The organism is Paenibacillus roseus, from assembly GCF_016424485.1.
Lineage (GTDB): Bacteria > Bacillota > Bacilli > Paenibacillales > Paenibacillaceae > Paenibacillus_D > Paenibacillus_D roseus.
The window spans coordinates 38,933-63,738 of sequence record NZ_JAELUP010000117.1 but is presented as its reverse complement, the minus strand read 5'-3'; the positions used below and the strand labels follow the sequence as shown (position 1 = coordinate 63,738).

Below are 24,806 nucleotides of genomic sequence, written 5' to 3'. Positions count from 1 at the left end.
GGATGAAGTTGAAAACGAATTCGCCGGATCTGACTCAATTACGTCTTAGAAGTCAGGACGAACTGTCGACGGCTGCAATAAAAGAAGTCGACCATCAGGAGATTGCCATTATCGGCGTGTATACCCGCTTTCCGATGGCCCGAAATACGGACATATTCTGGGAAAATATTAAGAACGGGGTAAGCTGTGTCTCAAAGCTCCAGAAAAAGCGCCAAGAGGATGCGGACCGGTTTATTCAATTCGCGGGCAAACCCGAAATGCCTTATGCCGACGGTGCTTTTCTCGAGGATATTGACGCATTCGATTATTCATTTTTCAACATTCCGCCTAAAGAAGCTGAATTAATGAATCCCCGACAACGGCTTTTTTTGGAGGCGGCATGGAATGTGCTTGAAGATGCCGGGTATGGGCCTCAGCAGCTGACCGGAAGCAACATCGGTGTATATGTCGGCAATATCGGAGATGTTGAAAGCTATATGTACCGGGAGATGGTCGAAACGGTCAATCCCTCCCTGCTGTCTGCGGCCATGCCGGGAAATTTGTCTTCCATCATTCCGAGCCGGATTTCCTATTTGCTGAACTTTAAAGGGCCGAGCTTGACCGTAGATACGGCTTGTTCCTCCTCGCTAATCGCGGTCGATCTGGCCTGCCACGCGCTTCGCCGGGGCGACTGCGAGATGGCGATGGTCGGCGCAGTGAGGCTTAATCTGCTTCCGCAAAATAAAGATCATGCGAAGCTCGGAATTGAGTCTACGGATGATGAGACGCGCGCCTTTGATAACTTGGCCGACGGTTCGGGCATGGGTGAGGGGGCTGCAACTGTACTGCTGAAGCCTCTTAACAAGGCAAGACGGGACGGCGATCCGATCTATTGTGTCATAAAGGGAAGCGCATCGAATCAGGATGGCGCTTCAATGGGAATTACCGCCCCCAATCCGGAAGCCCAGACGGCCGTGTTGATAAAGGCATGGAAGGACGCGGGCATCGACCCTGCAACACTCGGCTACATCGAAACCCATGGTACGGGAACAAGGCTCGGCGACCCGATTGAGATCGAGGGTATTAGCAAGGCATTTGCCAAATTTACAGATAAGAAGCAGTTCTGCGCAATCGGATCGGTGAAGAGCAATATCGGTCATCTCTATGATTGTGCAGGATTGGCAGGGCTGATCAAGGCGGCATTGTCATTGAAGCACCAAATTCTTCCGCCGAGCATTCATTTCAAGTCCCCGAACAGGCAGATCCCGTTTATCGATTCACCGGTATACATAAACACGGCCCAGCAGCCATGGGCGGCATCGGATACTCCAAGGCGCTGCGGTGTCAGCTCGTTCGGTTTGTCCGGGACGAACTGTCATGTTGTTCTGGAGGAATATGCCCCACAGCCTACTCAATCCATGCGGGGAACTGACGAGCAGCAGCACTATATCATTCCGTTCTCGGCGAAGAGTGAGGGAGCGTTAGGCTCTCTGATGCTGCATATGTACGAATATCTGGACGGAGAGAGCCCGGCCGAAATGAAGGATATCGCCTATACGCTTTCGGCAGGGCGCGACCATCATCCGCTGCGTCTTGCTATTGTCGCGGAAGACAACAGGGATTTGAAACGGAAGCTGGGGCAGGTTATCGACTACTGGCAACGGTTGGCCCGTTTTGATGACGCTCCCTGGTGTGTGTACGGTTCTGCCAAGTCTGTCGATGACAATGGAGCGACAACCCGGCAGGCGGGTCAACTCGTAAAGCAATTGAGAACGTCTCCCGTACATGAGCTGCCCGAGCTTCTTCAGCAGCTTGCTCAATTATACATTGCCGGCGCTGCGATCGGCTGGTTGGCCCTCCATCGGGGAATGAAGGCCAAAAAGGTTTCAATCCCGACCTATCCGTTCGAGCGGAAGCGGAGTTGGTTGCAAATTCCGAATCGTTCGCCGGCCGAGAGTCCAGGTTCGCTCTATTATGCGATGACGTGGATGGAGGAGCCAGCCGGTCGTTCCACACGCAGCCTGCAAGGAGAGACAGTCATCATTGTTGGAGAATGGGAAGAACTTACGCAACAGCTGGAGAAGGAAGGTGTTCACTGCATTCATGTAAAATGGGGCGCGCAATACAAGGCGTTAAGCCCTCAATCCTACACCATAAGTGAGAAAGAGGAAGATTATTATAAACTGGTGGAAGCCATTAAACATGTAAAATTCACAAAAATCATCCACCTGCTTTCTTGCAACCGTCCGTATGGGATTTCGACGATTGAACAACTGGCCGAAAGCCAAGCTATGGGTGTATACAGTCTATTCGACCTGACAAAAGCGCTCCTTCAGACGGGTATCGGCCATAAGCAGGAACTGATTATCGTCGCCGATTATGTCAGCCGGGTCACCGGGGAGGAAGGAATCTTAAAGCCCGAGAATGCGCCGTTATTTGGTCTTGGGAAAGTAATTGGAATAGAATATCCGCATATCGTCTGCAGAGCAATTGATCTGGATGCGACGACGACGGCTGGCGAGGTTGTGAAGGAGCTATGCACGGATAGAACGACTTACCAGATCGCTTATCGGGGCGGCAAACGGTATGCCGAGATGATGATCGAGACTGATGTGGAGCAAGCGCCGGATCGACCTGTTGCGGTGAAAGAAGAAGGGGTTTACGTCATTACAGGCGGTGCGGGCAATCTGGGTCTGCATACGGCCAGACATTTGGCTTCCAAGGGCAACATTAACATCGTCTTATTGAACCGCAGTCCGCTGCCAAAGCAGGAAGACTGGGAGGCGATTCTGGAACAGGCGGATGGTTCGCCTCTTCATGCCACCGTCCGCAAGCTGCACGAACTCGCAGCCACTGGTTCAAAGGTGGAGTGCATCGCGGTCGATGTCAGTTCCCTGGATGAAATGGATCGGACGATGGAGCAGCTCAGGCAAAAATACGGCAAAATAAACGGCATTATTCATGCAGCGGGCGTGGCTGGCCGAGGATTTCTTATCCGTAAGGATAAAGCCGACTTCCAAAAGGTAATGAGTCCAAAAGTTTTCGGAACCTGGGTTCTGGATCAAGTAACGAAGCAGGATGGACTGGATTTCTTTATGTTCTTTTCGTCAGGAGTGTCGCTCGTAGGCGAGATGGGACAAAGCGATTATACGGCAGCGAATTGTTACTTGGATGCCTTCGCGGATTATAGGCGAAAGCTCAATAAACCCATACATTCGATCAATTGGGTGGTATGGGAAGGGGCCCGTATGGGAGAAGGCAAAAGCGAGACCATTGACGGCATATTTAAGGCGTTGCCCACTCCACTAGCGCTTCATGCGTTCGAAAGGGTACTGAACAAGGACATTGGCCGTGTCCTGGTCGGCGAAGTGAATACCGCCAACCCGAGCGGGTTGGAGCTGTTCAGCAAAGATGTGTTCCATCTCCCCGAGAAGCTGCGTGCTGTCATGTTCAGCCCCTCTGACTACGCCAGCGATCAGGCTGCGCCTGTCCGGCTGAAGCCTGGAGCAGCAACGAAGGCGAAGCCTGGCAGTAGCCCTGTCGCCTATTCGGAAGTCGTAGAAATCATTGAAGACTTGTACCGGGAAGTACTGGGCTATGAGGATTTGAGCATCCACGACACCTTTTTTGAGCTAGGCGGCGATTCCCTTCAGCTGCACCGTCTTCATAGACTCGTAGAACAGCAATTTCCGGGGCAAACCGCAATCACCGATTTGTTCGCCTATGCGTCCATATCCAAACTGGCTTCATTCCTGAGCCGGGAAGACAAGGATACTAAAGCGGGCAAGCGTACAGTAGGACCTAAGCCGTCGCCTGCATCCTCACCGGATGAGGACATTGCCATCATCGGCATGGCTGCGTTGTTCCCGGGGGCTGGCTCGGTGGATCAATACTGGACTAATATCAGCAATGCTGTCGATTGTACGGGACCGATCCCGCCGGAGCGTCGCGTCTATGTGGAAGATTATTTGGCAGCAATCGGGCAGGACCCTGGCGAGCATCCGGGGTATATGGATATCGCCTACCTGGATGGCATCGACGAGTTCGATTATCGGTTCTTCCGGCTATCGCCCAAGGAAGCCAATCTGACCGATCCGTGCCAACGGCTGTTTATGCAGACGGCCTGGCAGGCCATGGAGGATGCAGGTTATGGCGGAGACAAGCTGCGTGGCAGCCGGACCGGCGTCTATGTAGGGTATGCCAACGTCATCCGGGATTCTTATCAAAAGATACTGACGGATGTCGATCCTGTCATGATGTCCGAAGCCATTGTTGGCAATGTTTCCGCAATGATTCCAAGCCGCATTTCGCATTTGCTTGATTTGAAGGGGCCGACCATGGTATTGGATACCGCTTGTTCCTCCTCCCTTGTGGCTATGCATATGGCGAGCAATGCCATAAGGAACGGCGATTGCGAAATGGCGCTTGTTGGCGGGATCAAGCTTTTTCTGATTCCGCTCAACCATGACCACAACAAGATCGGAATTGAATCCAAAGACGGCAAAACAAGAGCTTTTGACGCCCATGCAGACGGCTCCGGCAACGGCGAAGGGACAGCGGTCATTGTCATCAAGCCGCTTGCGAAAGCCAAGGCAGACGGAGATCACATTCATGCGGTTATTAAAGGGAGCGCGATCAATCAGGACGGAACGTCAATGGGCATTACCGCGCCTAATCCGGCTGCACAGACCGATGTGATCAAACGAGCGTGGGAGAAAGCGGGCATCCATCCGGAATCGATCGCTTTCTTCGAAGCGCATGGCACGGGGACAGCGCTTGGCGATCCGATCGAGATCAGCGGGTTGAAGCATGCGCTTGAAGACTACACAGACAAGAAGCAATTTATTCCGATCGGATCGGTCAAGTCGAATATCAGCCACCTGAATGAAGGGGCCGGAATGGCCTCCCTGATTAAAGCGGTTATGGCGCTTAAAAATCGGGAGATCCCCCCGACGCTGTACTTTCAGGAGCCGAATTCAAAGCTCGATCTGTATGACTCGCCTCTGTTCATCAACACCCAGAGCAAGAAATGGGAAGGTGACGGTCAGCCGATGCGATGCGCCATCAGTTCCTTTGGTCTGAGCGGAACGAACTGCCATCTCATTGTGGAGGAGTATCGGCCCGAAGCTGAGACGAAGCATACAGTTGCAGCAAATCAGGCGCCACATGTATTAACGCTATCCGCAGCCAGCAGCGGTTCGCTCGAGAGGCTTGTTAAGCGCTACGCAAACCATTTCAGGGCTGGAGTTGACGGTGCGCTTGAAGCCATATGCTTTACTGCCAATACAGGGAGAGGCCATTATGCGCACCGCCTGGCGCTCATCGTGAACGATTCAGCAGACCTGTGCGTCAAGCTGAAGCTGCTCTCAGAACAAGAGCAATTTGAGCAGATTTCTGTGGAGGGTATTTACTACGGAGTTCATCGGACGGTAAGCGACCAGCGCAGCATCCGTCATCCTGGTGACATTACCGAGGCGAGAAAAAGCGAGCTTCGGCGGGATGGGGAACAAGCCCTCTCGATGCTGGGCGACTCGCATGCCCGTTTCGAATGGCTGGAGCAGTTATGTCTGCTGTATGTGCAGGGCGCGGACATACCATGGGAACTGCACTACGAAGGACGGCTCCATGCAAAAGTGCAGCTGCCGGTATACCCGTTCGAGCGGACGAAGTGCTGGGTGGAACTGCCGAAGCGTGCGCAGCATAGCAAGCCTGTGATCGCTAGTCCGAATCCCCTTCCGGCCACTTTTACGATGGGTTGGAGACAGCTGGATCGAGTGGAGGCTTCGCCACTCCCGGCTCCGTCAGGCGTAACCATGATTGTCAAGGACGAAGATGGCTTTGCTAACCTTTTGGCCCATGCATTAAGGAGAACGGGCAGAGAGGTGGTCCTGTTCGAACCGCCGCTGTTTCCGGGGCCGGCAATCAAGCAGAATTCCGATTCGGAGGAAGCGAGATTAATAAGCTATTATAGGGAGCAATTGCTGCAGGCAGGCACAAGTCAACGGATTGTCCAGATTATTCATTGCGCCGGCTTGTCGAGAACCCATGTAACGGGCCTGAATGATTTAGAGGGAATTTTTTCCAAAAGAACTTTGAGTCTGTTCATCCTCATGAAGGCCTGGATAGCAAGCGGCTTCGAGCAAGAGACCGAAGTCATCGTACTGGCCCAGGACACTTACGGTATTACGGGGGAAGAACAGCTTCTCCGACCGGAGAATGCCCCGCTGTTCGGGCTAGCCAAATCGCTCCCGAAGGAGCATCCGAATATCAGATGCCGAGGCATCGATATCGATGAAGCATTGGATCTTGAGGAGTTGCTGTCCGAAATAACTGGAAGTTCCGACTCCAGATTGGTCGCTTACCGCAACGGCAAACGTTATGTAGAGCTGTTTCATCCGCTGAGCGCTCGCGCTGAACCGGAGGCGGGAGAGCTGACCGTACGGTCGGGAGGCGTTTATCTGATTACTGGCGGCACAGGCGGAATCGGAATGGAGACGGCGCGGTGGCTTAGCGGCAAGGGGCGGATCAAGCTGGTGCTCGTCAATCGTTCGCCAATGCCTGAGCGTAGACATTGGGACAGCATACTGGAGCGCAATGAGGATCGCAAGCTTTGCGGGAAAATTGTCTCTATCCGGGACATTGAAGCTGGCGGCTCCGAAGTTATTCTGTACCGATGCGATGTCTCGGATGAAGCAAAGACCGCATCCATGCTGGAAGATATACGTCTGCGACACGGGGACATTAAAGGCATTGTTCATGGTGCGGGAATTGTCCGAACAGAGCCAATCATTGACAAGAGCCTGGACACGTTCCGGCACACCGTCAGCGCCAAAATCTTCGGGACGTGGCTGCTGGACCGGCTGACACAGCAGGATCAGCTTGATTTCTTTATTCTTTATTCCTCGGTTGCAACGATGTTTGAGACAGGGGATCAAAGCGACTATCTCGCGGCCAATGCTTACCTCGATGCTTATTGCGCGGTCCCTTCGACTGACGGAAGACGTAAAGTGACGATAAATTGGACGACTTGGCGGGACAAAGGGATGGCTTCCGATAATAACTTCCAGACGGATACGATTTTCAAAACGATCCATTCCGCCCTGGCGATGGAACTGCTTGACCAGGTCTGGCACATACCGGAGAACAGGGTGTTAATCGGGGAATTGAATATCGAAAGCAGGATGGCCTTGTGGTTAGCCAACTACGGCATTCAGCTTTCCACTGATATTGAAGCCAGCTTGGATACACTTCGCAATCGCTTGGCGCAAGAGTCGGTAAAGACGCCAAGGAGCGCAGGATATGCAGCTGTAAAACTGATCGGCGGAGACTATGATTCTTTCAGCGAGACCGAGCAGCAAGTGGCGCAAGCGTGCAAGGAGGTGCTTGGGTTCGCGGAGATCGACATTTATGAGAATTTTTTTGAGATGGGTGCAGACTCACTCATGATCCGTCAAATCTATCAGAAGCTTTCAAAGGTTTATGTCGAGGAACTAGCCATTACGGATTTGTTCGAATACCCGACTGTACACAAGCTGTCCCGTCACCTCGACAGGGAGCAATCAGAGATGGATGCGGCTCAGCAAGGCAATCGGGCGGCGCTTCAGGATGACGACTTAAACCGGATGTTTGATGAACTTGACAGCGGGGCCATGGATATCGAGCAGGTATTGTCGAAGCTCAGCTCCAAAGAGAGGTGAGGATATGGAGAAGGCATACAAGTATTTGGTAGAGCGTGTTCAGGACAAATCAATAGATCGTCAGGTGGCGATCGACTTAATCAAGCTGCTGGAAACTGAAACAAAAACGGATGTTGGCGACATTGCGATTATCGGAATGGCATCAAAGCTTCCATCCGCAAGCACGATCAAGGAATTTTGGAATATCGTCGAGAACCAGGTGAACTGCATTGCCGACTTCCCGGAGACGCGCAGCCAGGACATTTCCCGCTATCTCGTTTTCAAAGGGTTGTCGGAGGGGGGCATTCGGTATAACAAAAGCGCCTATTTGTCGGAAATCGATAAATTTGATTATCAATTTTTTAAGCTGTCTCCCCGTGAAGCAAGCTTGATGGACCCTTGCCAGCGTCTGTTTCTAGAGACGAGTTGGCAGGCGATTGAGGATGCCGGATACGGGGGGAGCCGACTGGAAGGCTCAAAGACCGGTGTGTTCGTCGGTTATGCGAGTAATTTCCGCGACATGTATGCCAAGATCATCGAGGACATCGATCCGGAGGCGCTGTCGATTGGCTTGGTGGGCAATCTGACGGCGGTTATATCGGGCAGGCTTTCCTATCTGCTTGATTTGAAGGGGACGAGCATGGTCATCGATACCGCCTGTTCCTCCTCGCTTGTTGCCATCGACGCGGCTTGTCAGGCGCTTCGCAGCGGTTCTTGCGAAATGGCCATTGCTGGTGGAATTAACATCAACACGATGCCATTGAATAAGGATTACATGCAGACCGGCATTGAATCGACCGATGGCGTATCGCGCGCGTTCGACAACTATGCCGACGGGTCCGGGGTAGGGGAAGGCATTGGAGCCATCATCTTGAAGCCGCTGAAGGAAGCGCTCAAGGATCATGACCATATCTACGCCGTCATTAAAGGCAGCGCGACAAATCAGGATGGAAGGTCGGCAGGGCTTACCGCACCGAATCCGCAAGCGCAGAGCGAGGTCATCCTGCAGGCATGGGAGAATGCAGGCATTGATCCCGAGACGATTGCCTACATCGAGACGCACGGTACTGGCACCAACCTTGGGGACCCAATTGAAATCCAGGGCATTCACGGTGCTTTCAGAAAGCATACGGGCAACAAGCAGTTTTGCGCAGTCAGCTCCGTAAAAACGAATATCGGACATTTAAGCGAGGCAGCCGGAATCGTGAGCGTGATGAAAGCCGTTATGGCCTTGCAGACGAAACAGCTGCCGCCCACGCTCCATTTTAATGAGCCGAACCGTTCGATCCCGTTCGAGGATTCGTCCGTATACGTGAACACGAAACTACGCCCTTGGGAATCCGGCAGCGAACCGCGCCGATGCGGAGTCAGCGCATTCGGCATTAGCGGAACCAACTGCCATATCGTGCTGGAAGAGGCGCCTGCTTCGGCCCTCGCGGTGCGGGAGCAATTGTTTCCACGGCTGTTTACACTATCAGCCAAATCCAGGCAGGCGCTGCTGGAGTCAATAAGCCTGTACGCGGACTATTTGAAGGATCATGACGAGCTGCATATCGACGATGTTTGTTATACCTCAAATGTCGGCAGAGGCCACTATTCGCACCGGCTGGCATTGATGCCTTCAAGCATTAACGAGTTGTACGAGCAGCTTTCTCGCGTACATCTCGACCTGGTGGAAGGAGCCGATTACGGGGTTCACCGTGTTGTTGACTCTGCCAAGGGAGCGCATAATGCGCATGATTTGACGGTAAAGGAGAAGGAGCGGCTGAGCGCTGAAGCAGCGGATTCAGTGACCGCTTATTGGGATTCGCCCGCTGCGTCCGGCAGCCGGATCGAACAGCTTGCGGGGCTATATCTAAGGGGGGCTGATGTGGATTGGGACAGGCTTGCGGGCAAGGTAAAGCCGTTCAAAGTCCCGCTGCCTACTTATCCGTTTGAACGGAGCAGATGCTGGATCGATGTTCCGCAGCAGCAGCGCGGGCCAGTAGAGGATGGGCAGGAGAAGGGTTTTCTCTACGGCTTTAACTGGATTGATGAACCACTGCCAATGAGCGCTGACCATGCACCGATTAATGAGGTGCTGCTCATCAGAGACGAAGCGGATTCCCCATTCGTTCAAGGAATGATCGACATGCTGCAGGCAAGGGGCAACAGCGTGATTGCGGTTACCCTTGGCAGCGGCTTCGAGCATCATGACAGCGAGCGTTACACGATTGGCAGCAGCGAGAATGACTATGATCAGCTGATGGAAGCGCTCGGCAGCCGCCGGGTGACGCACATCCTCCATATGTGCGGATTGTCAGACCGTCTTGCAGTCCGGACGCTGGATGACCTGACGAACAGCCAACACTACGGCGTATATAGTCTGGTCTATCTAACAAGAGCCATCATGAGGCGCGATTCAAGATCGAAGCTGCACATGCTGCTGTTTACGAAGCTGCTGCATGGGGCAACAGGACAAGAAGAGACGCTCCGTCCAGAATGGGCAACGCTCACAGGGCTTGGGAAGGTCATTCCCCAGGAGTTTGCGCAAATCGTGTGCAAAGCGATTGATCTTGACGAAACGACTCCTGTTGACGCGGTTGTACCGGAGTTGGAGCGGTTTACGAAGCAATATCAGGTATGCTACCGGGATGGCATCAGATATGCGGAAGTGTACGGGCCGGTCGATCTGAAGGAACAAGAGGCATCTGCTACCGAGATCCACACTAGCGGAGTTTATCTCCTAACTGGCGGTACGGGAGGCATCGGACTCGAAACAGCCCAATATCTCGCTTCCAGGGCAAGCGTCAATTTGGCACTGGTAAGCCGTTCACCGCTTCCGCCGAAAGAAGAGTGGCTGCTTGCAATAGCTAACGGCAACGATGAGGAACTGACAGGCAAATTGCGAAAGCTCCAGGAGCTTGAAGCTATGGGTTCTCATGTCACGCTCATCTCCGCGGATGTTGCCGATCTTGCCGCAATGACGTCTGTCATCGACAGGTTGCGAGCCGAATTCGGTCGGATCAACGGGGTTGTGCACGGGGCCGGTATTGCCGGGGCGGGTTATTTGTTCAAGAAGGATATGAGCGTGTTTGAGCGCGTACTTCGGCCCAAGCTGGAAGGAACCTGGATACTGGATATGCTTACTCGGGAGGATCAGCCGGATTTCTTCATCATGCAGTCATCCGGCGTATCGATGATTGGCGAAGCCGGGCAGGGAGACTATGTGGCAGGCAACTCATACTTGGACGCTTTCGCCGCCTACAGAAGAAAGCAGGCCAGCCACGCGCTCGCGATTAACTGGGTTTCATGGAAGGAAGCAGGCATGTCGGTTCGTTACGGCATTAATGTCGACTCGATATATAAGGCGCTCCCGACAGCAAAAGCGATCGAAGGACTTCATACGGCGCTTGAACAGAATATGACAAGAGTGCTTATCGGAGAGATGAATGAAAGTCCGGCTTATTTGTCGCTGCATTTGGCATTCCCTTTCCACTTGTCGGTGGAGCTGAACGAGAGGATTAGCCGGCTATTAACTGGCAGTGCCGGACTCGAAAGCCAAAGCGTCGTATCCAATGGCAACTATGACGCGGCGATGTTGGATAACGGCAGACTGATCATTCTTCCGAAGGGCAGCGCTCCAGCCCGCCAAGGCGCCGAGCCCGTCAAGGCAGCGCTGCGTGGCAAAGGGGGAGATGAATATAATGCGGTAGAGCAGGAGGTAGCGAATATTTTCGGCACGATCCTGGGCTACCCGGAGATTGATATTCACGACACCCTCTTTGAACTCGGCGGCGACTCGCTGCTGTTGATGAGAATTCACAAATTAATCGATTCCCGATATCCCGGCAAAGTCACGATAACGGACATGTTCGAGTTTCCATCCGTTCAACGGCTGGCGCAGCATATTAACAAGGAGGAGCAGGAGCTGGCGCCAGTGATGGAAACGAAGGATGTTCGTCAGGAGGCGAGGGACATTTTCGGCAAGCTTGCGGAAGGAACGATGAGTCTGGAGGACGCGATTCACGTCCTTGAGGACCTGTAACAGAACGGGGGAGAATTGTGCAGAACAATCCGAACAATATCTATTCGTTTATCGTGAATCAGACGACAAGCGGAAAGATCAACAAGGAAACGGCTATTGAGATGATCGCGATGCTCAAGCAGGGCAACTCAAAGGTTCAGGATGACATTGCGATTATCGGAATGTCCGCCAGACTGCCTGGAGCGGAGGACATTCATGAGTATTGGCGCAATATCGAGAGCGGAATCGACAGCGTCAAACAAGCCCCGCAAAGCCGGCGGGATGATACCGATCTGTATATCAAGTTCAAGCAGATGGACAAGGATCAAGTCATTTATCCGGAATACGGGTACTTGGAGCAGATCGACGGCTTCGACTACGAGTTTTTCCGAATGTCGCCACGGGAGGCGAGTTTGACCGATCCGCATCAGCGCATTTTCCTTGAGCAGGCATGGAAGGCGATCGAGGATGCCGGGTATGGGGGAGACAGGCTGATCGGCAGCCGGACCGGCGTTTATTTGGGATATACGCAAAGTCCGAAGGACATGTATTGCAAAATGATTTTTGAAACCGATCCGACTCTGATCCCGATTGCTACTGTTGGCAATATGCAGGCGATGGCGGCAACCCGCATTTCCTATTTGCTCAATCTGAAAGGACCTGCGCTCGTTGTCGATACGGCATGTTCCTCAGCCCTGGTGGCAATCGAATTGGCCTGTCAGGCGATTAAGCAGGGGCAGTGCGACCAGGCAATCGCTGGCGGGATCAAGCTGAACATTATTCCGCTAGACGACAAAAATATCCGCATTGGCATTGAGTCGACCGACTGGAGAACCCGGGCTTTCGACGATACGGCCGACGGTTCGGGTGTTGGGGAAGGGGCAGGCGCGGTGCTGCTCAAGCCACTGAAGAAGGCTCTCAGGGACGGGGACCAAGTCTATGCTGTCATCAAAGGAAGCTCGGTCACCCATGATGGCCAAACCGCAGGCATTACCGTTCCGAACCCGGCCTCACAAACGATGGTCATTCAGCAAGCATGGGAGGAAGCCGGCATCGACCCGGAGACGCTCGATTACATCGAGACGCACGGCACAGGCACGAAGCTGGGCGACCCGATTGAAATTAAGGGCATTGAAGGGGCTTTTAAGAAATATACGGACAAAAAGCAGTTCTGCGCGATCAGTTCGGTGAAGACGAATATCGGCCATCTAAGTGAAGCAGCGGGCGTTGCGAGTCTGGTTAAAATGGTGCTTTCTCTCAAGTACAAGAAGCTTCCGCCAACCATCTATTTCCAAAAGCCGCATTCTTCTATCGCATTCGCGGACTCGCCTTTATATGTCAATACGAAGCTTCGCGATTGGGAGACGGACGGGCATCCCCGGCGCGGCGGGATAAGCGGGTTCGGCATGAGCGGGACGAATTGCCACCTCGTACTGGAAGAAGCGCCAGAACAAACTGCGGCAGAGGATGTAGAAGCTGCAGGGCCGGAAGTGTTTACACTGTCGGCGCGAAACGAAAAAGCACTTCAGGAAATGCTGAAATTGTATTTCGATTATTTATATACAAATCATGATATCCCTTCATTATCCAATATTTGCTACACCGCAAATACAGGCCGCAGCGCTTATGCACACCGTCTGGCGTTAATCGTGCAGGATGCAAATGATTTGCGAGATCAAATCGGCGCCATCCTGAAAGCCGGTCTGGAATCCCCCGCTCACCCGCGGGCATTCTATGGTGCTCATCGGGTAGCTCGCGCGAACGTTCCGGCAAAAGCAGGCGAACTGGAAGAGCAGGAGAAGGGTCAGCTTGGCCGCGAGGCCGCGCAGCAGCTGGAAAATTGGATGCACTCCGGCAAAACGGACCAGCAGGCTCTACAGGCACTGTGTCTTGCGTATGTAAGTGGCGGCGATGTCGACTGGACCGGTCTCTATGCCGATGAGCGGAGACAGCGAGTCAGTTTGCCGACCTATCCGCTGCAGAATGCCAAATGCTGGCTGGAGTTTCCCGAGCAGGCTGTACTGGATAGTGCGGAAGAGGAAGGCTTCTATTTTAGGCCGGCCTGGATAGCTGAAGAGCGCAGCTCCAATGCTTCCACACCGCTTGCCGGGAGCATTTTGCTCCTTGGCGGACAAGATGCGAGCAGTCCGCTAGCCGAATTACTGGCGGAAGGGTACACACAGGATAACCGGCAATCGATAACGGTTGCGCTCGGTGATCAGTTTGTCAGGCATCATGAAGGCTCTTATACCATTCGCAACACCCAGGAGGATTTCAGCCGACTGTTCAACGAAGTTGATGGCGCGCTGACGCAAATCGTCCATATGCTCAATCTGGACAGCGCCGGTCCGATTGATCATCTTGAGCAGTTGGAAGAAAGTCAAAACCGCGGACTTTACAGCCTCTTTTATTTGTATCAAGCATGGGTGCAAACGAAAGGCCAACAGAAAGTGGACCTTGTCGTCCTCACAGACAGCGCGCAGGAGGCAAGCGGTCTGGAGCAGCAGATTCATCCAGAGCACGCCACTGCCATCGGCTTCGGGAAGGTGTTGGGGAAGGAGCATCCGCAGTTCGAATACAGGAGCATCGATATCGATCCAGAGACGGCCCCGGAGCAGATCGCAGACGAAATTATGCATGGCTCAGGAATATCGCCATCCGGTGTCTCATTCCGGGCAGGCGTACGGTATGTGGAGCAGTTTGAACAAATCGCGATTGAAAGCGTCGAAGACGAACCGATCCAAATCAAGGACCATGGCGTTTACCTGATTACCGGGGGAGTTGGAGGAATCGGTCTTGAGACAGCCAAATCGCTGGCTTCCAGCGCATCCTCGGTCAACCTCGTTCTCATCAGCCGAACCCCGCTGCCGGAGCGAGAGCATTGGGACGCGATTGTTGCAGCAGGCGCGGATGATCGTGCGGCGTCCAAAATTCAGGCGATCCGGGAGATTGAAGCAGCCGGAGGCCATGTAAAGGTCGTTTCGGCGAACATCTCCGATGAGCAGGAACTGACGGCTCTATTGTCCGAAGTCCGCCGTGAATTCGGCAAAATCGACGGCGTCATCCACGGCGCAGGCGTAGCCATTGATCAACTGCTCAAGGACAAGCAGGAGAGCGTCATGCGCGAGGTGCTCCTGCCGAAAGTGAAAGGGACATGGCTGCTGGATCGATTGACGGCGGAAGATCAGCTGGATTTCTTTGTCCTGTTCTCGTCTGTCGCGACCATTTACTATGGTTCAACCCAGAGCGACTACGTGGCTGCGAACGCTTATATGGATTCGTTCGCCCATTATAGAAGCAAGCAGGGCAAGAAGACGGTAACGATCAACTGGACGACCTGGAAAGAAACCGGTATGGCTAAAAATTCTGGAGTTGCAGTGGATACGATTTTCCGTACGCTACCGACGTCAAGCGGTATTAATGGGCTGATGACGGTGCTGAATAAACGAATCTCCAGAGCGTTGATCGGCACGTTCAACTACGACAAATTCGGTATGATGCTGCTTGAGAAAGCGACCGTACGTCTGTCGGAGTCGCTGCAACGCAGATTTGAGCGGAATAAGCAGCAGCTTGCCGACTCAGCGAAAACCGCGAAGTCGAAGGAAACGGCAAAGAGCGGCGACGTGCAGCTTTCAGGCAAAGACGGCGCGGCATATAATGAGACCGAGAAGGCGCTTGCTGCTGTCTGTAAAGAAGTGTTGGGCTATTCCGAAATCGACGTCTACGACAACTTTTTCGAACTTGGGGCCGACTCGATTTTGCTCATGCGTATTCATATGGAGTTGGAGAAGCGTTATCCGGGCGTGCTTTCGATTGCGGACATGTTCGAGTATTCCACGATCTCCAAGCTGGCGGAATATATCGTTCAGCAGGATACCAGCAGCAGCGGACCCACACAGACGATCACCGCCCGCGAGTTGTCGACGGATCGTGATATCGCGATTATCGGGGTGTCGCTCCAGTTCCCGAAAGCCGGGACAGCGGAGGAATTCTGGAGCGCGCTGCAAGCTGGAGTTGACCAGGGCAGCGGGTATCCGGATGCAAGAAAACGCGATATGGAGAAGTACGTCACCTTCAAAGGTTGGCCGCTGAATGCAGTCGATTACGAAATGGGGAGTTACCTGGACGAAATCGACAAGTTCGACTATCGCTTTTTCCGGATGTCGCCGAAGGAAGCGAGCATGGCCGACCCGAACCATCGTTTGTTCTTGCAGACGGCCTGGCATGCGATTGAAGACGCCGGTTACGGCGGCAAGAAGATTTACGGCACGAATACCGGGGTGTACCTTGGATTCGCGTCCAATATGGTCTATTTCCACCGTATCATTAGCGAAGTCGAGCCGCAGTCGGAAGGGGCGGCGCTGGTCGGCAACACCGCTTCGGTGGCGACGGGCAGAGTTTCCTATCTGTTTGATTTAAAAGGTCCGAGCGTCGTCGTCGATACGGCTTGCTCGTCTTCCTTGACGGCGATCCATCTGGCGTGCAAATCGATCCGTATGGGCGATTGCGAAATGGCGATTGCCGGCGGAGTGCGGCTGAACATGATGCCGATCTTCAAGAAAGGATCGCCAAGGGGCATTGGCATGGAGTCGACAGACGGCAGGACGAGGGCGTTCGACGAACTGTCTGAAGGAACCGGAACTGGAGAAGGAGTGGCGGCAATATTGCTGAAGCCGCTACAGCAGGCGATTGCCGACCGGGACAATATTTATGCCGTTATCAAGGGCAGCGCGTCCAATCAGGATGGAAGCTCGGCAGGCCTGACTGCTCCGAATCCGGCGGCCCAGGAGGAGGTTATCATTCAAGCCTGGGAGGACGCGGGCCTTAATCCGGAGACCGTGACGTATATCGAGACGCATGGCACCGGCACCCAGCTCGGAGACCCGATCGAGATACAGGGCATTCAAAGCGCATTCAAGCGATACACCCATAAGAAGCAGTTTTGTGCAGTCGGCTCGTCCAAGACCAATCTGACGCATTTGTCGGAAGCGGCGGGTATTGCGGGGGTAATTAAAGCGGTGCTGACACTCAAACATAAGGAGTTGCCGCCGAACCTCTACTTCAACCGTCCAAATCGGAAAATCGATTTTATGAACTCTCCGGTCTATGTAAATGCAACCCGCCAACGGTGGGAGACGGATGGCCATCCGCGCAGATGCGGCGTTAGCGGCTTTGGCATGAGCGGTACGAACTGCCATGTGGTGATGGAAGAATATACGGGTGATGAGCGTGCGGATAATTCGGGCGCAGGAACGGATGACCGTCCGAAGCTGTTTACTCTATCGGCCTTGACGGAAACCGCGCTGCGCCGGCTCGTCGTCACCTACAAATCACAGCGCATCGGCGACGGCTCTGCGGCTGCTTTCCATAATGCCTGCTACACCGCAAGTACCGGGCGCGGCCACTATGCATATCGGTTGGCTGTAATTGCAAGCGATATGGAAGATTTGCAGCGCAAGCTTGCGGAGGTGGACGAATACGGAACGGGCGAACTGAAACGAGCCTGGTTGTTCTATGGCTACCATAAGATTGTATCGGAAACGAAGGCGAAAAAAGCTGACGGCGAAATTTCGGAAAGCCGGCGCATCGATATGAGCAAGCAAAGCACGGAGCTTGTGGTCGAACACACAAGCGCTGACCGGGCGGATGACAGCCGCCTGCCGCTGATTGGCGAGCTGTACGTACAGGGCGCGGACGTCGATTGGGAGCAGCTGTATGTCAGAGAAGGGTTGTACAAAATTTCTTTGCCAACCTATCCGTTTGAGCGGGAACGGTGCTGGATCGAAATTCCTGAATATGAATCGGCTGTAACCGAAGTGGCATCCGGCGGCCTCTATTACGGCGGACAATGGGAACGGCAGGATCAACTGCCTGCCGAGCGGGTCAGTCAGGAAGGGCCAGTTCTTCTCCTGATGGACGAGAAAGGATTCGGAGAAGCCCTTGCTGAACGCTTTGAGCGGCTTGGCTTCGAAACCGTCAAGGCATATCTGCGCTCACACTATGCAAAGCAAGACGCAGGCAACTACCACGTGAGCGGTACAGTGGACGATTACGTAAGGCTGCTCAAGGATAACAAGGGGAAGAAGTGGAGCAAAATTATCCACCTGTTCAGCATTGTGGAGGAAGGGCTGGAACGCGATTGGGACGGCTTTAATGAGACGCAGCGCCGAGGCGTATACAGCCTGTTCTACCTTAGCAAGGCAGTCGCCCAGGTGGGGCTGGGCGCAGCAGCCGATACGGTGATCATCTCCGACTATCTCGATGTTGTGGACGGACGCGAAGCGCGCATTAACCCATGGAACACACCGCTTGCGGCCCTTGGCAAATCTGTCCGGCAGGAACTGCCGAGCCTGGTTTGCAGGTCCATTGATATTGACCATGCGACTAGCGTGGACACGGTTATGGGCGAGCTGATGGCAGCGCCTTCGATCTATGCGGTCGCCTTCCGCGACAATTATCGGTTCGTTGAACAATTCAAGGAATACCGGGTGCAAGAGGCGGAGGAGCAACCGATCGAGGTGCACGAGGCAGGGGTTTATGTCATTACTGGCGGTACTGGCGGTATGGGTATTGAAACGGCCAAATATTTGGCTGCGCGCAGTAAAGTGAATATTGCGCTGCTTAATCGCACGCCACTGCCGGATAGAGCGGCATGGAACCAGATTATCGAGCAGAACAGCAGGATGGACCGCAAGACCATTGAGCGGATAAAGGCCGTCCGCGAAATCGAGGCTCTGGGCGCTAACGTCGAATTCTACAGCATCAATGTCGCCGATTTGCCGGAGATGGAAGCTCTCATCCACAATTTACGGAGCCGCTACGGGCGTATTAACGGGATTGTTCATGGCGCCGGCGTCGGCGGGGACGGCTTCCTGTATGTGAAGGAAGAGGAAGTATTTAATGCGGTTGTCCATCCGAAGATTTACGGCACATGGATTCTTGAGAAGCTTACTGAGCAGGACCAGCCTGACTTCTTCCTTATGTTTTCCTCGATGAGCTCGCGGTTTGCTGTGCCTGGCCAGGGCGATTATTGTGCGGCGAATACGTTTTTGGACATCTTTTCCAAATATAAAATGATGAGACAGCAAAAATCACTGTCGATTAACTGGGTTGCCTGGAAGGAAACCGGTATGGCTGTTGAGTTCGGCGTCAATGCAGACGGTGCCTTCAAGGCGCTTCCAACTGCAGTAGCGATGCGCGGACTTGATGAAGCATTGAACAGAAAGGTCGCGAATGTGCTGATCGGTGAGCTGAACTATGGTTCGGAGCTGCTGTGGGAGCTTGGTCTTGTGCCGATGCTGATGGATGTGCCGATCGAAGCGGCGGTTACGCAATCCCGCAAGAGATGGGAAGCCAGGCAGCAGGCCGCACAGCGACGTCTTGAAGGCGAGATCAAGCTGACGGGGAAAGATGGCGACATTACCGAACTGGAAACGAAGCTGGCGGAAATCTACTGCGAGGTGCTCGGCTTCAACGAAATTGACGTAGACGATAACTTCTTCGAGCTTGGAGGCGACTCGATTTCTCTCGGTCGGATTCACGCAGCATTGGAGAAGCATTACCCCGGGAAGATTCGACTGCTGGAATTGTTCGAATATACCTCGGTTACCAAACTATACGAGCATATGCGAGAGGAAATGGACGAACAAGACGAGATTATTCACGAGGATAGCGCCGGCCGCGAGATATCCGAAGTATTGGCGCAAGTGAGCGCAGGCGCGGAGCTTGAGGAAGATACGATGCGGCTGATGGAGGAACTGGACAAGGGGACACTTTCTATTGAGGATGCTCTTGAACAACTGATGAAGCCGGGGCAAGGGAACAGCAGCGCAAGGAAAAAGTAATTGGCGGGAGCAACTTGGGCCGCCTGGAGGGTTAACGGTTATGGACAAGCTATACCATTATATTCTCAAGAGAGCTACCGAAGGGAAAATTGAAAAAGAAGATGCCGTGCGTATGGTTACGTTGCTTCGCCAGACACAAGCAGAGCAGGAGGAGACCCGCAAGGAGGACATCGCAATTATCGGGATGTCCTCCCACATTGCAGGTACGGAATCTCCGGAAGAGTTCTGGAGGAACATCGAAGCCGGAATCGATCTGACAGGCTCTTTTCCGCAGGAGCGAAGTGCAGACATCGAAAGTTATGTAGCGGATATGCTGGCTGACATGGGCTGGGAAGTGAAATATTCGCCAGGCGCATATTTGCATGATATCGCCTCCTTCGATTACAGCTTCTTCCGCATTACGCCGAATGAGGCCAGCCTCATGGACCCCTCCCAGCGGGTATTTTTGCAGACGGCCTGGGAGGCCATTGAGGACGCTGGCTATGGAGGGAAAAAACTGACCGGCACTCAAACAGGGGTTTATGTCGGTTACTCGAGCAGTTCGCTCTACCACACGATGATACTGGATACGGACCCGGAAGCGGCGGCAACGGCACTGACAGGCAACATTGCCGCCATGCTGCCGACAAGAATCTCCTACATGCTGGATCTGAAAGGGCCGACACTCATCCTGGACACCGCCTGTTCTTCTTCATCGGTTGCCATTCATCTCGCCTGCAAGGCGATCCAAAACGGCGATTGTCAGATGGCGCTGGCAGGCGGGATTCGAATCAACTTGCTGCCCATCGACAATTCGGGCCTTAAGCTCGGGGTCGAAGCGGCGGACGGGCGTACGCGGACATTCGACGCTGAAGCCGAAGGAGCCGGCTGGGGGGAGGGTAGCGCTGCTGTGCTGCTTAAGCCCCTCAGCAAAGCGGTGCAGGATGGCGATCGGATTTATGCGGTTATCAAAGGGACGGCGGTCAACCAGGACGGCGCTTCAATAGGCATTACGGCTCCGAATGCGAACGCGCAGGCGGATGTGCTCCAGAAGGCATGGAAGGATGCGGGCATTCATCCGGAGACGCTCTCCTATATTGAAGTGCATGGCACAGCGACGAGACTCGGCGATCCGCTCGAAATTGAAGGGCTATACAAGGCGTTCAAAAAGCATACGCGCAAAAAGCAATTTTGCGCTGTCAGTACGCTGAAGACCAACGTAGGCCATCTCTATGAATGCGCCGGCATTGCCGGTGTGATCAAGGCTGCTCTTTCATTAAAGCATCGTAAACTGCCCGCTGCGTTGAACTTCAATCGGCCGAATGCAACGATTGGCTTTAGCGAATCCCCGGTTTATGTGAACACACATACACGAGATTGGGATGCTGGTGACCATCCGCGCAGATGCGGGATCAGCGCCTTCGGCCTAAGCGGTACCAACTGCCATATCGTATTGGAAGAATATGCTCCTGAGCAGCAGACGGACAGAGAGGATGAGGAACCTCGCATCCTGCCCAATTTGCTGACGATTTCGGCTAAAAGCAAAGCTTCGCTGAGCGGCATCGTCAACCGATATGAGCAGCTTTTGAACCGTGAAGCAATTGCAGCCGCTTCGCTGCGTGATCTATGCTACACAGCCAATACGGGCAGAGGTCACTATGCGCACCGAATTGCCGTTACCTTCGAAGACGAAGCCGACCTCAGGCAGAAGATCACCTTGCTTGCCGGCAGTTCGTTGGAAGAACTCTCGCATGACGACATTCGCTATGGACGGCATAAGGTAGTTTCCGGGAACAAGCAGCAGCTTGAGGATGGCGAAATCAAAGAAGCCAAACGCGCAGAGCTGACCCGTAAGTCGTCCGAGAAGATTGTGCAATTGGCAGGCGTCGGCAATACGGAAAAACAGCTTCTCAATGAAATTGGCAACTTGTATGTCTGCGGGGCGGATGTCAATTGGGAGGAACTGTATAGCGGCGAAAGCCGAAGCAAGACTCATGTCCCGGTCTATGCATTCGAGAAGCATCACTGCTGGCTTGACTTGCCCGAGCCGGGATCAAGGATCAAGGCGGAAGAACCGCTGTTTTATGAGATGCGGTGGCGCAAGTGCGAACGTATTCCTGAGGCCGCAGGTACGAATGGGGCAGCCATTATTTTGATGGACTCCACCGGTATCGGCGAGAACATCGCGGCAACTTTCAGAGAGGGCGGCAGACAAGTAATTGAGGTCGAACTTGTGAAACTTCCGGAAACTGCGGGTTCTCCCGCTTGTATTCCTACCCGAGAAGGCTATCGGATCGATGGCTCGAAGGAAAGTTATGTTCAGCTCATTCAGGCACTGAAGCATGTTGCGCCAAGTCAGATTGTGCATTTGTTTTCGCTGGATAAGCAGGAAGCCAGCGACTCGCTGGAAACGTTGAAGCAGCGGCAGCAACGCGGCGCTTACAGTCTGTTTTATTTGACGAGAGCGCTCTCCGAGGGGGACAACTCCCTTGCCCTGCATATTCTCACCCGCAATACAATTCAGGCTTCCGGGGAAGAGGGGCTGCTTAACCCGGATCATGCTCCTGTTCACGGCATGGGGAAGGTAATCCCCAAGGAACTGCCGGGCGTTTTCTGCAAAATGATCGATTTGGACGACAACGTCCCAATCGAACTGCTGCTGCGTGAGCTTCAGGCAGCGGACGGCGCTTATTCGGTTGCACTTCGAGGAAACGACCGCTATATCGAAGTTTTCTCTGAGCTTGCCGGTATGACTGGAGACAGCGGCTCCCTGACCCTGAAAGAGAATGGCGTATACCTGATCACCGGCGGGCTCGGCGGCATCGGGCTGGAAATGGCCAAGTGGTTCGCCGCTTCCGCTTCGGGCAAGGTAAATCTGGCTCTCATCAACAGGACCCCGCTGCCGCCGCGCGCGCAGTGGCAGACAATTGTTGATGACAGCAATACCTCGGACAAGCTGAAGAAGCGGCTCGGCTCGCTGATGGAGCTGGAGACGCTTGGAGCAAATGTCGAATGCATCAGCGCCGACGTGTCCGATTACGACTTCATGTCGCAGGCAATTTCCCAATTGAAGAGCAAGTATGGAGCCATTCTGGGGGTCGTACACGGTGCAGGCGTTTCCAGCGATGGTCCGCTCGCGGACAGAAGCGATGCCATGTTCGATGCCATTTATGCGCCCAAGGTTTACGGCACATGGGTGCTTGACGCACTTACCCGGGGAGAGGCGCTGGATTTCTTCATTATGTTCTCATCGGTTGCTACAATCTTCACGGCCCGCGGTCAAGGGGATTATGCGGCCGCGAATGCGTACCTGGACGCCTATGCTGCTTATCGGCAAGGAAGAGCCGGACGAACGCTCACCGTCAACTGGACGACATGGAAGGAAACAGGCATGGCCTTTGACGGCGGTCATGTGTTCGATACCATCTTCAAAACCTTGCCGACTGATCAAGGCTTGGAAGGATTGTCCTTGCTGCTGCGGCACAATTCGAGCAGAGCGCTGATCGGACAAGTCCACTATGACGGAGCCGGAGCCATGCTGCTGGAGCGCTCAGGAGTAGCTTGCTCGGATTCGATCAGGCAACGCATTGCCGCGAAGAAAGAGCAGAAGAAAAAGCCAAGCGGCGGCGGAGCGCAGAAGAGCACGCGCAGCGCCGATGGCGTTACTCTGCTTGGCCGCGGAGAAGGCCCGTATTCCGAGTTGGAGCAGAAGCTTGCGTTATGTTGCAAACATGTCTTCGGCTACGAAGAGATCGACATCTATGACAATTTCTTCGAAATGGGAGCTGACTCGCTCGTCTTGATGAAGCTTCAGGGCGAGATAGAAACGCATACGTTTGAAGCGGTGCAAATGAGTGAATTATTCGAGCATACCACTGTCGCTCAATTGGCGGAGCATTTGAGCAATCAAGCCGCTGGCAAGGAGCCTGCCCGCTTCTACTCGTATCCGCCAATGCAGAAGGCAGAGGATAAGCCTTATTATCCTGCATCCCACGCCCAAAGACGAATGTTTCTCGCTTTCAAGCGGCAGCCACAGAATACGAGCAACAATCAATTCCGCGTTTCTTTATTGAACATACGAATTGAGCCTGAACGGATGGAGCTGGCAGTGCGTCGCTTGATCGATCGTCATGAGGTGCTCCGTACGGCCGTCACAAGCATGGACGGGGAAATCGTGCAACTCATTCGGGATCAGGCGGACTTTCAGCTCGCTTACTGGCAGGCCGACGAGGAAGAGGCGCAAGAGATTATATACCGGTTCAGGCAGCCGTTCGATTTGAACGCACCGCCGCTGTTCAGGCTTGGTCTGGTGAAGGTGGAGGAAGATAAGTACTACTTGCTGTATGATGCCCATCACATTATTACAGACGGCATATCGATGGAGATTTTCATGCGGGAGCTTATACAGCTGTACAAGGGTGAAGCGCTGCCTGCTCTTGCCTATCAGTACAAGGACGCAGTGGAATGGCAACTGTCGTTGTTGCATTCGGAGGGGATGAAGCATCAACAGGAATTTTGGCAGCATGCTTTTGCGGACGGCATTCCAACGTTGCAGTTGCCTTTGGATTTCGGCAGACCGGAGCAATTGGCATTCGAAAGCGGATTAACACTGCGCCTTGCAGACAGGGAGCTGACAGATAAGCTTAAAAAGCTGGCAGGGAGTACGGGGACGACCATGTATATGCTGCTGCTTGCCGCTTATGCTTTGCTGCTGTCGAAGTATACCGCACAGGACGACCTGGTTATCGGCTCGCCGGTTACCGGCCGGCCAAGGCGGGAGATGGACAAAATTGTCGGCATGTTTATCAATATGATTGCGATGCGGGTTAAGCCGCAGAGGGAGCTGACATTCCTGAACTGCCTGGAGCAGGTAAAAGCGAGTGCAGTCCTGGCTTTCAACAATCAGGATTACCCGCTCGATGAACTCATCTATCAGTTGGACGTACAGCGAACTCCAAACAGGCGCCTGGTATTTGATACGGTCTTTATCTATCAGAATATTCAGGTTGAAGAAAGGTCAATTGGGCGATCGCTTGAGCATATTTACAATCTGACCGATTACGACCTGACATTGGAGGCAATGGACAAGGGCGGTCAGCTTCAGCTGAGATTGGAATACAATACGCTGCTGTTCCGTCCACAGACGGCTGAGCGGATGCTCGAAGACTATTTGAGCATATTGGTGTCCATTGCTGCTGCGCCACAGACACGGTTGCAGGATATTGAGCTGGCAAGCTTGGGAGCCTTGAACCCGGCATATGAGGAAGACGAGGAAATTTCCTTTAACTTGTAGATTTCTACCGTATGAGTGGAAGTGATGGG

4 protein-coding genes are annotated in these 24,806 nt (G+C 53.6%); all 4 read left to right on the top strand.

All coding sequences use genetic code 11. The features are described from left to right. Positions 1–8 precede the first annotated feature (8 nt). The 4 genes from JFN88_RS23055 to JFN88_RS23040 are packed head-to-tail and all read left to right on the top strand — an operon-like array spanning position 9 to position 24,777. On the top strand, positions 9–7,676 hold the full coding sequence (locus tag JFN88_RS23055; protein WP_199021702.1) for an SDR family NAD(P)-dependent oxidoreductase: 7,668 nt from the start codon (positions 9–11) through the stop codon (positions 7,674–7,676). A 4-nt stretch (positions 7,677–7,680) separates the two neighbouring features. Next, entirely contained in the window at positions 7,681–11,682 is a 4,002-nt protein-coding gene (locus JFN88_RS23050; RefSeq protein ID WP_199021701.1) for a type I polyketide synthase, read from the top strand. A 17-nt stretch (positions 11,683–11,699) separates the two neighbouring features. Continuing rightward, positions 11,700–19,505, top strand: coding sequence for an SDR family NAD(P)-dependent oxidoreductase (locus JFN88_RS23045; RefSeq protein ID WP_199021700.1), 7,806 nt, complete (start codon positions 11,700–11,702; stop codon positions 19,503–19,505). A gap of 40 nt (positions 19,506–19,545) precedes the next feature. Then, positions 19,546–24,777 carry an SDR family NAD(P)-dependent oxidoreductase gene (locus tag JFN88_RS23040; protein ID WP_199021699.1) on the top strand — a complete coding sequence of 1,744 codons (5,232 nt, stop codon included), beginning with the start codon at positions 19,546–19,548 and terminating at the stop codon, positions 24,775–24,777. Positions 24,778–24,806 lie beyond the last annotated feature (29 nt).

Excerpts from the sequence above, each read along its gene's own strand:
- JFN88_RS23050 (WP_199021701.1), top strand. The coding sequence starts at position 7,681 with ATGGAGAAGGCATACAAGTATTTGGTAGAGCGTGTTCAGGACAAATCA.
- JFN88_RS23040 (WP_199021699.1), top strand. The coding sequence starts at position 19,546 with ATGGACAAGCTATACCATTATATTCTCAAGAGAGCTACCGAAGGGAAA.